The organism is Luteibacter sp. TLI7-4A, from assembly GCF_056754745.1.
In genome coordinates this window covers 1,195,086-1,209,546 of sequence record NZ_JBPGWO010000001.1, presented here as the reverse complement: position 1 = coordinate 1,209,546, position 14,461 = coordinate 1,195,086, and the positions used below count along the sequence as shown (strand labels likewise).

At 67.6% G+C, this 14,461-nt stretch carries 12 protein-coding genes; 5 read left to right on the top strand and 7 right to left on the bottom strand.

Going from position 1 to position 14,461, the window contains the following annotated elements; translation table 11 throughout:
- Positions 1-110 precede the first annotated feature (110 nt).
- Positions 111-1,439 carry a sigma-54-dependent transcriptional regulator gene (locus ACR9Y6_RS05370; protein WP_481280349.1) on the top strand — a complete coding sequence of 443 codons (1,329 nt, stop codon included), beginning with the start codon at positions 111-113 and terminating at the stop codon, positions 1,437-1,439.
- Positions 1,440-1,490: 51 nt separating this feature from the next.
- Here the strand turns inward: ACR9Y6_RS05370 and ACR9Y6_RS05365 are convergent, their stop codons facing one another.
- Positions 1,491-2,120, bottom strand: coding sequence for a hypothetical protein (locus ACR9Y6_RS05365; RefSeq protein WP_481280348.1), 630 nt, complete (start codon positions 2,118-2,120; stop codon positions 1,491-1,493).
- Positions 2,113-3,327, bottom strand: a complete 1,215-nt coding sequence (locus ACR9Y6_RS05360; RefSeq protein WP_481280347.1) for a zinc-dependent alcohol dehydrogenase — start codon at positions 3,325-3,327, stop codon at positions 2,113-2,115. The genes ACR9Y6_RS05365 and ACR9Y6_RS05360 overlap by 8 nt, the downstream gene beginning before the upstream one ends.
- 168 nt (positions 3,328-3,495) lie before the next feature.
- Between ACR9Y6_RS05360 and ACR9Y6_RS05355 the strand changes: the two genes are divergently transcribed.
- The 4 genes from ACR9Y6_RS05355 to ACR9Y6_RS05340 all read left to right on the top strand — a co-directional run bounded on the left by ACR9Y6_RS05355 (position 3,496) and on the right by ACR9Y6_RS05340 (position 7,001).
- Complete coding sequence (locus tag ACR9Y6_RS05355) at positions 3,496-4,044, top strand: cysteine hydrolase family protein (protein ID WP_481280346.1); 549 nt, start codon at positions 3,496-3,498, stop codon at positions 4,042-4,044.
- Positions 4,045-4,489: 445 nt separating this feature from the next.
- The gene (locus ACR9Y6_RS05350) at positions 4,490-5,548 is read left to right on the top strand and encodes an alpha/beta fold hydrolase (protein WP_481280345.1); all 1,059 of its coding nucleotides are present in this window, start codon (positions 4,490-4,492) and stop codon (positions 5,546-5,548) included.
- A gap of 20 nt (positions 5,549-5,568) precedes the next feature.
- Entirely contained in the window at positions 5,569-6,081 is a 513-nt protein-coding gene (locus ACR9Y6_RS05345; protein ID WP_481280344.1) for a cytochrome P460 family protein, read from the top strand.
- A 77-nt stretch (positions 6,082-6,158) separates the two neighbouring features.
- Complete coding sequence (locus ACR9Y6_RS05340) at positions 6,159-7,001, top strand: class I SAM-dependent methyltransferase (protein ID WP_481280343.1); 843 nt, start codon at positions 6,159-6,161, stop codon at positions 6,999-7,001.
- A 1-nt stretch (position 7,002) separates the two neighbouring features.
- On the opposite strand, the gene ACR9Y6_RS05335 is transcribed toward ACR9Y6_RS05340, so the two are convergent.
- From ACR9Y6_RS05335 to ACR9Y6_RS05315, 5 genes are all read right to left on the bottom strand, one after another.
- Complete coding sequence (locus ACR9Y6_RS05335; protein WP_481280342.1) at positions 7,003-8,166, bottom strand: M23 family metallopeptidase; 1,164 nt, start codon at positions 8,164-8,166, stop codon at positions 7,003-7,005.
- Between the two features lie 64 nt (positions 8,167-8,230).
- On the bottom strand, positions 8,231-10,360 hold the full coding sequence (locus ACR9Y6_RS05330) for a site-2 protease family protein (protein ID WP_481280341.1): 2,130 nt from the start codon (positions 10,358-10,360) through the stop codon (positions 8,231-8,233).
- 2 nt (positions 10,361-10,362) lie between these two features.
- Positions 10,363-11,742 (bottom strand): efflux RND transporter periplasmic adaptor subunit, encoded by a 1,380-nt coding sequence (locus tag ACR9Y6_RS05325; protein ID WP_481280340.1) that lies wholly within the window; start codon positions 11,740-11,742, stop codon positions 10,363-10,365.
- A gap of 4 nt (positions 11,743-11,746) precedes the next feature.
- Entirely contained in the window at positions 11,747-12,538 is a 792-nt protein-coding gene (locus ACR9Y6_RS05320; protein WP_481280339.1) for an efflux RND transporter periplasmic adaptor subunit, read from the bottom strand.
- Entirely contained in the window at positions 12,535-14,457 is a 1,923-nt protein-coding gene (locus ACR9Y6_RS05315; protein WP_481280338.1) for a TolC family protein, read from the bottom strand. The genes ACR9Y6_RS05320 and ACR9Y6_RS05315 overlap by 4 nt, the downstream gene beginning before the upstream one ends.
- Between the last annotated feature and the right edge of the window lie 4 nt (positions 14,458-14,461).

Genomic DNA, 14,461 nt, shown 5'->3' with positions numbered 1-14,461 from the left:
GTCGTCCGCCGCATCGCTCCGCACGGAACCTTGACCGGTTCATCACGATGAAGGCCCCACGTTGTCGTTCTTGCAACCTCTTCACCTTCCCGACGAACGACATGGTAGCCATGCCCGCAGGTAGCCTGCTGATCCTCGACGATGACCGCCCATTCGCCGAACGGGCCAGCGAATTCGCGCGGGAGGTGGGATTCGAAGCCCATCCGGTGATGACACTGGGCGAGGCCGTCGAAGCCGCCGGAATGCACAGGTTCGACTGCGCGCTGGTGGACATAGGGCTACCCGACGGCTGCGGCCTGGAGCTGCTGTCGGAACCACGCCTCGTCGACACCCGCAAGATCGTCATGAGCGGCAACGCCGCGCTGGCGAACTGGGCGGGAAAGAGCGTGCCGGGCACACTGGGCGTCCTGACCAAGCCCTTTCGCTTCTCGGCCTTCCGCGAACTGCTCGCACAGGCCCCGAAGACCCGCTCCATCACGGTAGCTACCGATCCTCGTGGTCGCTTGCTCGGCGATTCCCCGGCCATGTGCGCCGCGTTGCAGGAACTGCATGCGGTCGCACCGAGCCGGTTCCCGCTCCTCCTGCATGGGGAGAGCGGTACGGGAAAGGAGCTGGCGGCGCGCCTGGTGCATGACCGTAGCGGCCGCACGGGCCGTTTCGTCGCGATCAACTGCGCCACGCTCGCACCCGACCTGCTGTCGAGCCAGCTGTTCGGCCACCAGCGCGGCAGCTTTACCGGCGCCGTGGAAAACCATGCGGGACTCATCGCCCAGGCCGACGGTGGCACGCTGTTCCTCGACGAGATCGCGGAAGCACCGCACGGCGTGCAGGCGGCCCTGCTCCGCTTCCTCGAGTCCGGCGAGATCACTCCGCTCGGCGGTCGCTCGCCGCGCAAGGTGGACGTGCGCCTGGTCGCGGCGACCAACCGGGTACCACGCGACGCGGTGGCCGAAGGCCGTTTACGCGCGGACCTGTATTTCCGCGTGGCCGGCTATGAACTCCGGATGCCTGGCTTGCGCGAGCGTCCACAAGACGTGGAGGTCATCGCGCACGGCATCCTGGACGAATTGAATGCGGAATACGGTACGGCCAGGCGTTTCGCGGTCCGCGCCTTCGACGCCTTGCAGGGTTACGCGTGGACTGGCAACGTGCGCGAACTGCGCCAGGTCGTCCAGCGGGCGTACCTCCAGGGCGGCGACCTGCTCGTGCTGCAGCGGCCGGTCAAGTCGCTGGTGGCCATGCCGGACGCCGGGTCCGCGACGGGCACCCTCGCCGATATCGAACGAGAAGCGATCCTGCGCGCGCTGGCCGCGTGCAAGGGCGATCGCACGGCGGCGGCGCGGCGGCTGGGGATCAGCACCAAGACGATCTACAACAAGCTTGCCCGGTACCGTGGCGCGCCGCCCGGCCTGTCCACGCCTCGATTCCGGGACACATGAGGAAAATATGCGCGTCATCCGGATCGACGGGCGGATCTCTACCCAGGGAAGCTAGGCGATCGGCAGGATGACCCGGACGATCGTATCGGTGGCCGCCGCGATCACCAGGCGGCCGCCATGGCGGGCGGAGATTTCGCTGGCCGTCCACAGATGCAGGCTGCGATCCGATTCGAACGGTTGCCTTTCCTCCGCGACCGGATCGCCGCCCACGCCGGCCAACGACAACAGGCATTCCCCGCCAGCCACGGTACCGGTGAGCGTCACGGCATTCGCATGCGTTTCCTTGGCCAACAGGGCGAGACGCCGCATCAGTGCCGTCAAGGCCGCCGCAGGCACCGACACGGACGGCGACAGGCCGCGATAGTCGACGGCGACGTCCTCTTCGCCCAGTCCCGCCAGGGCCTCCGCGAGACTCTCGCGCGGGCTACCGTGTTTCCCACCTTCCTCGGCGATATCGGCCATCGCGGAAAACACGGAACGGAAGTGGCGGCCGAAGGTGTCGAAGTCGCGAAGCAGCGCGGCGACCGCCTCCCGGGCCTGCGGAACCTTGTCCTGGCGCAGGTAATGGTCGATCAGTTCCGCCCGCAACAGCAGGCTTCCCAGCGGCGTGCTAAGTGCATGCCCGGCTTCGCGACGGAAGCCCGCTTCCCCGAGCGTGCGCGGCGTTTCCTGGTCAGCCATTCCGGCCCTCGGCCGGGGTATGGCCCGGCAGCAATTCCACCTTGATCCAGCCGGGCCGCCGCTGATCGAACGCTTCGTACGCATCGATCGCTCCGGCCAGGGGTTCCCGCTGGGTCAATATCCGTGTCGGCACCACCTGCCCCGAGCGCACCAGCTCCACGAGCATGGGCACGTACTTGCGGTGGTTGCAGTTGCCCATGCGGATGGTGAGGTTCTTGTTCATGGCGGCGCCGATCGGGAACAGGTTGTCCGTGGGTGGATACACGCCGATGATCGATACGGTTCCCGCCTTGGCCACCATCTCGACCGCCCATGCCAGCGCCTGCATCGGCGCATCGCCGGCTTCCCATGCGGGACCATCGGTCTTGGCCGCGGGCGATGCGTCCCTTGCCTCGCCCGGCGCGGGCTTTCCCGCGGCCGGCCCCTCGTGCGCATGCTGGGCGTCCACGCCGACCGCGTCAATCACCGCGTCCACGCCGATGCCGCCGGTCAGCCGCTTCACCGTCTCCACGGGGTCTTCGCGGCTGAAATCCACCGTTTCCGCGCCTTGTGCCCGCGCCATCGCAAGGCGGTCCTCATGCTGGTCGATGGCGAAGATACGACCGGCACCCAGCAGCTTCGCCGAGGCGATGGTGAACTGTCCGACCGGGCCGCAGCCGAGGACGGCCACGGTATGCCCTGGCTCGATATCCGCCATGTCCGCGCCGAAATAGCCGGTGGGGAAGATGTCCGAGATGAGGATGGCTTCGTCGTCGCTCACCTCATCCGGCAGCTTCACCAGGTTGACGTTGGCGAATGGCACGCGGACCTTCTCCGCTTGCATCCCGTTCAGTCCGCCGGCCTCTTTCGGGCCACCGTAGAACGCCGTGCCGGGTCCATTGGGATTGGCGTTGTCGCACTGCGCGTAGTAACCGGCCCGGCAGTAGGAACAATAGCCGCAGGCGACGGTCGAAGGCACGACGACACGGTCGCCGACTTCGAGGTTGCGCACGCCGTCTCCGAGCGCCTCGACCACGCCCACGCCTTCGTGCCCGAGGATGGTCCCGGGCTCGACGCCCGCCATCGTTCCACGAATGAAGTGCAGGTCGGTTCCGCAGATGGCGGACGAGGTAAGGCGCACGATGGCGTCGGTATCGGATTCGATGGAAGGCTCGGGTACCTCGTCGAGCCGGATGTCGCCTATGGCGTGGAATACGACGGCTTTCATGGGTTCACTCCGCGTGTCGGCAAGGCCACGACGGTAGGCCATCGGGCGTGAAGGCTGCACGGGCGCCATGTCGATGGCGTGCGCATGAGGGATGACTATCACGCGCCGTTTGCGGGAACGCGCTCATCCTGGTCGGCAATATCGGCGCTAGCATCGAGAGAGGCACCCTTGAGCCATTCGCCCGCACTGTTGATCCTGGATGTATTCAATACTTTCGACTTCCCCGGCGGCGACGAGCTCGCCGCGCACACCATGTCCATCGTCCCTGCCATCGTCGCCCTGCGTGACCGCTTCCACGTGCACGGCGCACCCGTCATCTACGTCAACGACAACTTCAGCCGCTGGCAGGACGGCTTCGATGAACTGGTCGATTTCGTGCGCGGTTCCGAAGGTGCCGGCCGCGAGGTCGCCACCGCGCTGGCTCCGGCGCCCACCGACCTCAAGCTGGTGAAGCCGAGGCACTCGGCGTTGTTCGAGACGGCGCTGCCGTCGCTGCTTTCATTCCTCGACGTGCGCCGTCTCGTGGTCACCGGCATCGCCACCGACTCGTGCATCCTCGCCACGGTGCTGGATGCCCACGTTCGTGGCTATGAATCGATCGTACCCGTGGATACGACGGCGGCGCAGACGGAGGAAAGGGTCGAGCGGACGCTCGTCCACCTGCGCGATACATGCGCCATGGAGACGCCGCGCTCGACCTCCATCGTCTTGCCCTGATCGGGTCTCAGCCGCTTTCAACGAGCGACGTCGCGAACATGTGTTTCGAAAGGGGTGTCATCGTGGTCACCCGGTGGTGGAGAGGTTCGCTCGATGTCGCATGGCGGCCATGAAGCACGCGTGGACGCAGGGTGTCGAAACCTTCAGGAGAGCGCATGCCGTGAAGACGAGGACGTGGGACACCGGCCCGCTGCCGCGGGATCGCCGACAAGGTCGGCTCCCACAAAGTCGGCTCCCACAAGGTCTGTTCCCACCAGGGCGTGGCAAAGGCCGGTTTCCGACATGAGCCGATGTTTTTTGTATCGCAATGTATCAGGCGACCAAATCGTTACATGCGGTTTCAAAACCACCGGAAGTAGCTGCAATCAATCGCGCAGGGGCCGACTACATTAGGGCGACACGTGGCCGCAACGGTGTGGCCGCTCAACCTGCCAGGAGTAATGCCATGACGGAAGCCGTCGACCAGAAGAGGCGCAGGTGGCTCGGTGCCACCGCGTGGGGAATCGCCGCCGCGCCATTCGTGTTGAATACCTCGACAGTGATGTCCGCCGCCCATGCGGCGCCGGCGGCTCCCGCGAAGAAAACCACCTCCGGAGGCAACGTGACTTCCTTCAAGACGCTGAAGCAGATCAAGGCGGGCAGCCTCGACGTCGGATACGCCGAGGATGGTCCGGCGAACGGCACGCCGGTCATCCTCCTGCATGGCTGGCCCTACGACATCCACAGTTTCGTCGAGGTGGCACCGATCCTCGCGGCCGCCGGATACCGCGTCATCGTTCCCTACCTTCGTGGTTATGGGACGACACGTTTCCTCTCGGCCGAGACACCGCGCAACGGCCAGCAAGCCGCGCTCGCGCAGGACGTGATCGACCTGATGGATGCGCTGAAGATCGATAAGGCCGTCGTGGCCGGCTTCGACTGGGGCGCGCGCACCGCCTGCATCGTCGCCGCGCTGTGGCCGGAGCGGTGCAAGGCCCTCGTCTCCGTGAGCGGCTACCTGATCGGCAGCCAGGAACAGAACCGCGCGCCGTTGCCGCCGAAGGCCGAGCTGAACTGGTGGTACCAGTTCTATTTCGCCACCGAACGCGGCGAGGCCGGATACGCGAAGTACACGCACGACTTCGCTCACCTCATCTGGGAACAGGCTTCGCCGAAGTGGCACTTCGACGACGCGACGTTCCAGCGCTCGGCCAGCGCGTTCGATAACCCCGACCATGTCGCCATCTCGATCCACAACTACCGGTGGCGCCTCGGCGCGGCGAAGGGCGAGGCACGCTACGACGCGCTGGAAGCGAAACTTGCGACCTTCCCGTCCATCGGCGTGCCGACGATCACCATGGAAGGCGACGCCAACGGCGCGCCGCATCCCGATCCGTCGACTTATGCGAAACGTTTCTCGGGCAAGTACGAGCATCGCCTGATCGACGGTGGCGTCGGCCACAATCTTCCGCAGGAAGCGCCGCAGGCCTTCGCCAAGGCGGTCATCGACGTCGCCCGGTCCTGAGACGACAAAGGATCACTTGCATGAAGCCTGTTTATCTCCTGTCGTGTGCCGTCGCGTTCGTGGCATTGTTCGCCCTCGTGGAAGTGTCGGGGGCGAAGGACGACCCGCATCCGCTCTCGGCATCGCCCATCTATGGCGTGACCATTCCCGAGGGATACCGGCAATGGGAACTGATCGCTCCGGCCCTGGAAGACGCCCCGCTCAACGAGTTGCGCGCCGTCGTGGGCAACCAGAAAGCCGTGGACGCGTATCGCCACGCGAACCTGCCCTTCCCCGACGGAACGATCCTGGTGAAGCTGGCCTGGAAGCGAACGCCTTCGAAAGAGTTCGCCTCGGCGACGGTGCCCGGTGCGGCGACGACCGTGCAGGTCATGGTGAAGGACAGCAAGAAATATGCATCCACGGGAGGCTGGGGTTTCGGGCGTTTCGTCGACGGCAAGGCTGTCGACGAGGCCCAGCACCGCACCTGCTTCGCCTGCCACCAGGCGCTCGTCCGCGACCACGACTACGTGTTCACCCGCTACGCGCCCTGAGTCGCGGGTGACATTTCGGCGACGATTGCCTATCGTTCCTGCCCGCCGTGTCGCCGCGGAGCCAGGAGATTCCCTTCGTGTCGCATTACGCCGGTCCGCTGCTTACCCGCCCTGTCGCCGAGGCCCTGACGGCCTCGCGCGACGCCGGCGCGGGCGAATGGACGGGGTCGCTGGACCTGGGCCGCTCGGAAACCAAGGTGTCCCTGCACGAGGACGCCTGGCAATGGCATGAGGCGCGCTATCCGTATCCCGCTCGCCTCAAGGACCGCACGATCTACCACTGGGATGGCGAGGCTTTCGAGCCGGTATCGCGTTTTTCAGGGTCGCTGATCAAGCTGGTGCCCACGGAATGGGGCGCGCCCACCTTCGAGATCGACGGCATCAAGATGCTGCCCACGTCGAAGGAGTCGCCGATCGACGATGCACGGCGCAAGGTGGCGCTGGTGGAGCCGCGCGGCAAGGTGGTGCTCGACACCTGCGGTGGCCTCGGCTACTTCGCCGCTTGCTGCCTGGAAGCCGGCGTGGCCCGGGTGCTTTCCTTCGAGAAGAATCCGGACGTGCTCTGGTTGCGCACGCTCAACCCGTGGTCTCCCGATCCGGACGCTCCCGACGCCGCCGGCAGGCTGCGACTCGGCCATGGCGACGTCACCGAAGCGATCCTCCAGGTGCCCGACGCCTCGGTGGACGCGCTGTTGCACGATCCACCGCGCTTCGGCATCGCCGGCGAGCTGTATTCGCAAGCGTTCTACGGACAGCTCGCCCGTGTCGTGCGCCGCGGTGGACGCCTGTTCCACTACACGGGCAGTCCCAACAAGCTGACCAGTGGCCGCGACGTGCCGCGCGAAGTCGCGAAACGGCTCGAACATGCGGGCTTCAAGGCGCAACCGGCCCTGGATGGCGTGTTCGCGACGCGTCGTTGAGCTATTTGTCCGGAAAACCCACCACGACTCCATCGAGCGGCAGCTGCGCCTGGCGATGGCTCGGCGGTGCCGCCTTCCATGGATCGCCCTGCCCGAACAGCTGCGCCTCGCTTTCCTCGCCGTAGAGATCGATCCGATCGAAGACATACGGGATGCCTTCCGAGCCCTGGAAGTCCGGTGCGTTCGCCAACTGGAAATGCAGGTGCGGCGCGGCGGAGTTGCCCGACTGCCCCAACCGTCCGATCACCTGGCCACGGCGCACGTGGTCGCCCTTCTTCACCCGCACGCTGCCCTTGGCAAGATGGGCGTAACCGGCGTACTGCCCGGGTCCGATCGACAACACCACGTAGTTGCCGAACAGGCCGTCGGTGGTGAGCGAGGCCGGTTCCGGCTGTGGCTTCAGCGGCGCGTGCTCTTCCTCGCCGTCCCTCGCGCCGGCGACGACGCCATCCGCGACGGCGACGACCTCCGCGCCGTAGCCGATCCAGTCCGCGTACCGTGTCGCTTGCAGGTCCTTCACGCTCGGTTTGATCGCGCGTCCCGACGCATCCACGCCGACGAAATCGATCGCGTAGCGCTGGGGTACGGTCAGGCTGCCGTTGATCGCGACCATGCTGCCCCAGTGATGCGAGCGGAATGCGCCCGGACCTTCATGGGCCAGCCAATGGCCGCCACGAAGGGGCGCACCGATCACCGGCGCCGCCGTCGGCGACACCGCCACCTCGACGCCGTCCACCGCGTAGGCGTGGCCATTCGCCGTCATGTCCATATGGTGCCGCAGATGCTTCGGCACCGGCGTTCCCGCGGGCAGCGTGAGCCATAGATAGACGGTACCGCTCTTGCCGGGATCGACGACGGCGGCGGCACCTTCCTTCGGCACGGGCTTGGCGACGGCGGCCAGTCCCGCGCTGTCCAGGTGCAACAAGGGCTGGCTCGAATCGTCGGCGAAGACGTCCAGGTCGTCGAGGGTCAACGGGCCGGTGTCGCCATAGAAATTGGTCAGGTGCAGTTCGTACGCGAAGTGCCTCGCGCCGTCACTGCCGGTGAACACGGTGGGTGCCCACGGTACCCTCGCTTCGACCGGGGCCGGATCGGGCACCGTCCGCGCGTGGAGGCCGGTACCCATCGTCGCTGCCACGCCCGCCACCCATATCCATGCGCGCATTCCCTTCCCCCGTGATGACCGAGCCCGATAGTAGCGGTTCGCAGGCGGGGAAAGACAACCCGGCTCAGCCTTCCTTGCCCAGCCCCGTCTGTTGCAGGAGGATCAGCAACGCGCTGTCGATCCAGCGCCGGGCCAGGCTTTCGCGGCGCCCTTGCATGCGCACGCTGACTCCTTGTTCGGCGTCGAGCGGAGCGGACAGGCCTTCGCCTTCCACGCGCACCCGGTACCAGACGGTCGCCGGGCGCAGTTCCTTCGCCGGTGCCGTCGGATTGAGCGGGATCGGTCCACCGTGGTTCTTCGCCAACAGCAGGCTTGGCAGGTGTTCGAGCGCGCCATCGTCCACCGCCACCACGCGGCCATGCAGCGGTTGCCAATGGCCGTGGCGGTAGACGGTCGCCGAAGCGCCGGGAACGAGCCGGGCCCGGTCCGCCTCCGACACGAGCACCTCCGCCCTCCAGCGCGTACCGCCGACCACGGTCGCGATGCGCGAGCCGGGCGATACCCAGCTGCCCGCCTGCAACGCCGGATCGAGGTCGCGCACGATGCCATCCTCGCTGGCCGTGAGGCGAAGGCGATGCAGTTCCGAGGTGCTGGCGCGACGCTGCACGTCGTACTGGTCGGCCATGCGCTCGGCCACGACCTGCTTGGCCACGCCATCGCGGTCGAGGGCGATGGCACCGCGCGCCGTGGATTCGTAAGCGTCGCGCAGCGCATCGGCCTTCGCCCGCTCGTCCTCGGGTGTCGGCGCGCTGAGTTCGAACAGCAACTGCCCGGCCGTGACATGCGTGCCGTCGGCGACGCTCACGCGTTCCATCCTCGCCGCGAACGGCGTGAACACCGGCTGTTCGAATCCCGCTTCCACGATGCCCTCGGCGGTGATGCTCGCCGACCACGGCACCAGCACGACCAGCCCGGCCGCGCCCAGGACGATCAGGCGCCGGCGCACGCGTGGCCAACGGATTTCCGCGCGCCGCGTCCACCATATCCGTACTTCGTTGAGCATCGGCCTCACCACGAACGTCACGATTTCCACCAGGAAGAGGATCAGGCCCAGGGCCTTGAAGAAGGCGTGGTAGACGACCACGGCGATGCCCACGAAGAGGGTCAGCCGGTACAGCCAGGTCGCGAACGCGAACACGGTGAGGAAGCCGGCGAAGCGCGGCGAGACCGCGTCCGGCCGGGGATCCTCGATGCCGAGCAGGCGCAGGCGCACCCAACGCTTCGCCCAGCGCCCCGCGCGCTCGTGCAGGCCGGGATAGTCCAGCGCGTCGGCGAGGATGAAATAGCCGTCGAAACGCATGAACGGGCTGGCGTTGACCACCAGCGTGAGCACCCATGCCGTGGTGCCCAGGAAGAAAAGCGCGTTCTTGAAGTTGCCTTCCGGCGCGAACGACCACAAGAGCGTGCACCACGCGGCGAGCACCAGTTCGGCCATGACGCCGGCCGACGCGATGGCCAGGCGTCGACGCGAGCCTTCCAGCTTCCAGCTTTCGCCGGTATCGGTGTACGCCATGGGCCACATGACCAGCAACGCCACGCCCATGTGCCCCACGCGCACGCCGAACCGCGTGGCCATGAAGGCATGGCCGAACTCGTGCCAGCACTTGGAAAAGACCAGCGCGCCGGCGAAGGCGACGACGCCGTCCCAGCTCATCGCGCCACGCAGGTTGGCCTGCACGACATCCCACTGGCGTGCCGCCAGCAGCAGGCCGAGCACGGCCGCGAACAGCGTGGCGACGAGGAATCGCAAGCCGAACATCCAGCTGACGAAGGGCAGCGTGCGGCGCAGGAAGCGTTCCGGGCGCACCAGCGGAATGCGGATGAACAGGTAGTTCTGCAACAACCAGTGCAGCGCCGACGTCCGCCGTTTCGGCATGGCGCCGCGCGTGAGTTGTTGCTGTTGCAGGAAACGCGCGAACTCCAGCACGTCGTCGGCTTCCGGCGTCATCGTGGTGCTGGCGGTAACGGCCTCGGCGATCCGCTGGGGATCGCCCAGCGCCCAATGCTGGAGGAACTCGAACTCGAGCCAGCCGATGCGGAAGAACTGGTTGCGCACGGGATCGGACAGATGCCACGCCGGCGAACCGTCGCGATTGCGCCCGGCGGCGTGGATGTTCAACTCGTCGCGCAAGGCGGGCCACGGCGGCGGCGCGCCCATGCCACCCATCGCAGCCATCGCAGGCACGGCCGACATCGTCAGAGCCCGCACCAGGCGCGCACGGCGGCCAGCGGACGGCGCAGCATCAGGTAACCGAACACGCTCCAGCGCCCCGAGACGCGCGCCGTGCCTTGCAGGCCGATACGCGCACCGGGCGGCGTGCCATCGATCGTCCCGCGCAGCACGTAGCTGGCGACACCGTTGGGCGCCTCCACCGGCTGGTAACCGGCGTAGTCGAGCTTCGCGTCGAGCGGGTCCAGCGGCGCGACCTTGAGGAAGACGGTCATGGGAGCGCCTTCGGCCAGGTTGGTCGGCTCGCCCACCGGGGCCCACGCGCGCACGCCCAGCGCATGCGGGTCGGCAAGCAGGCCGATGCGCTCACCGGTCTGCACGGGACGGCCGGACCAGTCGTCCGGATCGGAATAGACGAACACGCCGTCGGCCGGCGCGCGGATGGCCAGCTTGTCCACTTCCCGCTGCAACGAGACCACGTCCACCTGGCGCTCGCGCCACTTGCCCTCGGCCATGCCCAGGTCGGCCTTGGCGTTCTGGTTCTCGATGGCCTGTTGCGCGGCCTGGTGCATCTCCACGCTCGCCGTGGCCAATTCGGCCTGCGCGACGGCGAGCTTGTTGCGCAGGGTCGTGTCGTCCAGTTCGGCGAGGACCTGCCCCGCCTTCACCGGCGCGTTGGGCAGGACCGTCATGCGATGGATCACGCCCTCGCGCGGCGAAGCGATCACCTGGCTCCGCGTCGAGATCACCTCGGCGGGAACGAGCGTGTATTCGCGCACGGGGATCAGCAGCACCACCAGCAACACGGCCAGTGCGTAGCGCAGGCGTCGTCCGCTGGTGGCCGCTTCCCACCAGCGCCGCCAGCGCGAGGGCCGCGCGACCAGCGACCACCAGGCATAACCGTAGAGGTTGGCGAGTTGAAGCAGGGCGAACTCGGCGCTGTCCGGGGTGAGCGTCGTGGGCCAGGCCTGGTCCCGTGCGAGCACGAGCAGCGCATCGACATGGCGATCGGGGCCCATCAGCGGCAGCACCCACACGTGCGCCGGCAGCCATTCGCTCCACTCCGCGGCCAGTTCCTCGCCGAGCATGCCGGGCGAAAGCGGCAGGACGCGGGCACCGGCGGGCAGCTCGGCACACTGCGGAGCGATCCGCCGTGCGACGGCGGACAACCACAGCGCATAAGGCGTATTGGGATCGGGCTCGGCCAGCCCGGAATGGGCGGCAAGGCGGGGGCTCCGCCCCGGGGGCGTCGCCAGCAACGCGGCCTGCCGGTAGTCGACCAGGCTACGCGTTTCGTTGCATGCGACGAAACCAAGCTCGGTCGCGGTCGCGGCACCCTCGGCGCGTGCGGCGAGCGCATAGAAGCGCGACGACGCGCTGGCGCCGGGGTTGTCCTGGGGATTCATCGTTTCAGCCCTGCCCGGTGCTCTTCGCCGGCGTCGCCCGACCGCTCATGCCCGGCAGGACACGGCTCGTATCGCCTTCGAAATCGGCCTCGATCTCGATCGTCTGGCTGACCGCGTCGACGCGGCCGCTGAGGCGCGTCACGGTGAGAGGGTGGTGTTCGCCGGTCTCGTCGACGGCGGCGTCCAGGTGCGCGCCCGGCTTGAGCCAGCCGATCCAGCTGGACGGCACGTTCAGTCGCGCCTTCGGCGTGCCGGTACCGACCAGTTCGATCACCGGGGCACCCGGCGACACGCCCTGCCCTTCCTTCACGTGGATGCGCGCCACACGGCCGTCGAACGGCGCCACGAACCGGCACTGCGCCAGTTGCGCGTCGAAGATGCGCATCTGGCTGCGCGTGCGGTTGACGTCGGCGGCGGTGAGTTCGACTTCCAGCGCGGCGGCGGATTGCAGGCCCTGCAACTTCGCCTTCGCCTCGTAGCGCAACTGCGCCGCCTTGTACTCGGCGTCGGCAGCCGCGCGCCGGGCATCCACGTCGCTGCAATCGAGCGAGACCAGCAACTTGCCCTTCGCGACGGTATCGCCCAACTGCACGTACACGCGTGCGACGCGTCCCCCGGCCACCGCGGACAACGGGCTTTCCCGGTCGGCCACCACGAGGAAGCGTACGGGAGCCTGGGTCGACGCCGCCGTCGTGGATTGGACCTGCGCGGCGACCGTGCAAGGCGTCCCCCAGGCGAGCACGGCGCTGAAGGCGGCGAACGTCATCGCCTTCGGAATCATCGTCGCGTTCTTCATGGCTGGGCCGTGGCCGCCGTTTCCGGCGCGGCCGCGAGGCGGCGCACTTCCGCCATCACCGAGAGCGCCGCGGCTTCGGCCAGGGCGATCACCGAACGCGTGCTGGCGTCATCGGGGAGGAAGCTGCGATAGCTCTGCGTCAGCAGGCGCTTGCCGGCCGTGTCCTGCACCGTCACGTCCCACTGCGCGCGCGTCGCCGCCTTGCTCGGCGTGGCGCTGTAGTGCAGTTCCATCGCGAGGCTGTCCGCACCGCTGCCGAGGGCCAGGCGGTTGCCGGTCATCACCTTGCCGACGGCGTCGCGCACCGCCACGCCATCCACGCGCGGCGGCAAGCCGGTCACGCTGAGCTGGATCGGCCGGTCCACCGCGACGGCATCCACGGATTGCGTGAACACGTGCTTCTCGCCGTCGACCAGGCTGGCCTGGATGGCCTTGGAGAGCGTCGGCACGTCGCTGCCCGCGACCTGCTCGGGCATCAGGTCGATGCCAACGGAGTTGAGCACGCGGCCGTACGCCGACTGCGCCGCCGCATAGGAGGACGCTTCCTGGAAGCGCGAGACCATCGAGCGCGCCTGCGTGCGCAGCGTTTCCAGCTCGCTGGTGAGCTGGTTATTGGAACCGGCGCGGGCCACGCTCGCGAGGCGCTGGTCCACCTGCGCGGATTCCTGGGCGAGCTGGTGATCGTAGACGGCCAGCTTGTAGCGCTCCACGGAAACGCGCACCTGGGTCAGCACGGCCATGCTGAGCGCCATGCGGCGGGCGTCGTCGACCTTCATCCGCGCTTCGTTGGTGCGCTTGATCGCGGGCAGCCCGGCGAGGCGGATCAGGTTCATCGACATGCTGATGCCGCCCTGCGTCCAGTTCTCGTTGTACAGGTAGCTGTTGGAGTCGTAACCGATGCCGCCGAACAGGTTGAGGTTCGGGAACAGCGCGGCGATCTGCTTCTTGGTTTCGATCGCGTCGATGCGCGCCTTATAGTCTTCCTCGCGCAGCTCCGGGCGCTGTTCCAGTGCCGTCTGCTCGAGCTGGTCGAGGTTGGACGGAACCTGCGAGAGCCGTGTCTCGGTGGCGTCGGCCAGCGTGAACTGCGTGCCGGGCGCGAGGTTCATCAGGGCGGCGAGTTCGCGCCTCGCGAATTCCATCTCCTGGCGCTTCTCGTTCACCAGGGTCATGGCGTCGAGCAAGGCGCGCTGGTATTCCAGCCCTTCGACCGGCGGCAGCACGCCCGCACGCTCGGCCTGGCGGGTCTTTTCCAGCGCGGCCTGGATGTTGTCGGCGAGCGTCTGGGTCTCGCCGAGGAGGCGCTGCGCACCCAGCGCGCGCCAGTAGGCGTCACGCACGTCCTGCACGATGTTCTGCAAGACCTTGCGGCGGCGCTCGTCGGTCACGTTGACGTCGTCGGCCTGCTGCTTCGCCCGGTAGTAGCTCAGGCCGAAGTCGAGCACGTCCCACGACAGCGTGGCGTCGGCGAGGTAATGCACGCGTTCCTCGGAGGTGGAAGGACGCAGGCTGACGATGCGGTCCTCGATACCGATGCTGGTGCCGCCGGAGTCGTTGCTGCGCCAGCGGTAACCGGCGTCGGCGGTCAGCTTGGGCAGCATGTCGAGCTGGGAGACGTCGAGCAGGCCGCGCGACAGCGCGGTCTCCATCAGTTTGAGCCGATAGTCGAGGTTGTACTTGAGCGACCGCGCCATGACGTCGGACAAGGTCAGCGGAGCGCCGATCGGCTCCTGGTCCTTGTACATCGCCTGCTGGTCGTTCTTGACGCGCGTGGCGACCTCGTCGTGGGTGAGCGGCTTCGGCTTGACGGCGCCACAACCGGTAAGGAACACGGCGAGGGCCAGCGAGGCGACCAGCGGCGCGCGGCGCATGGCGAAAGTCGTCGGTGTGGTGGTCTTCATGGCATGGATGTGGTGCATGGAG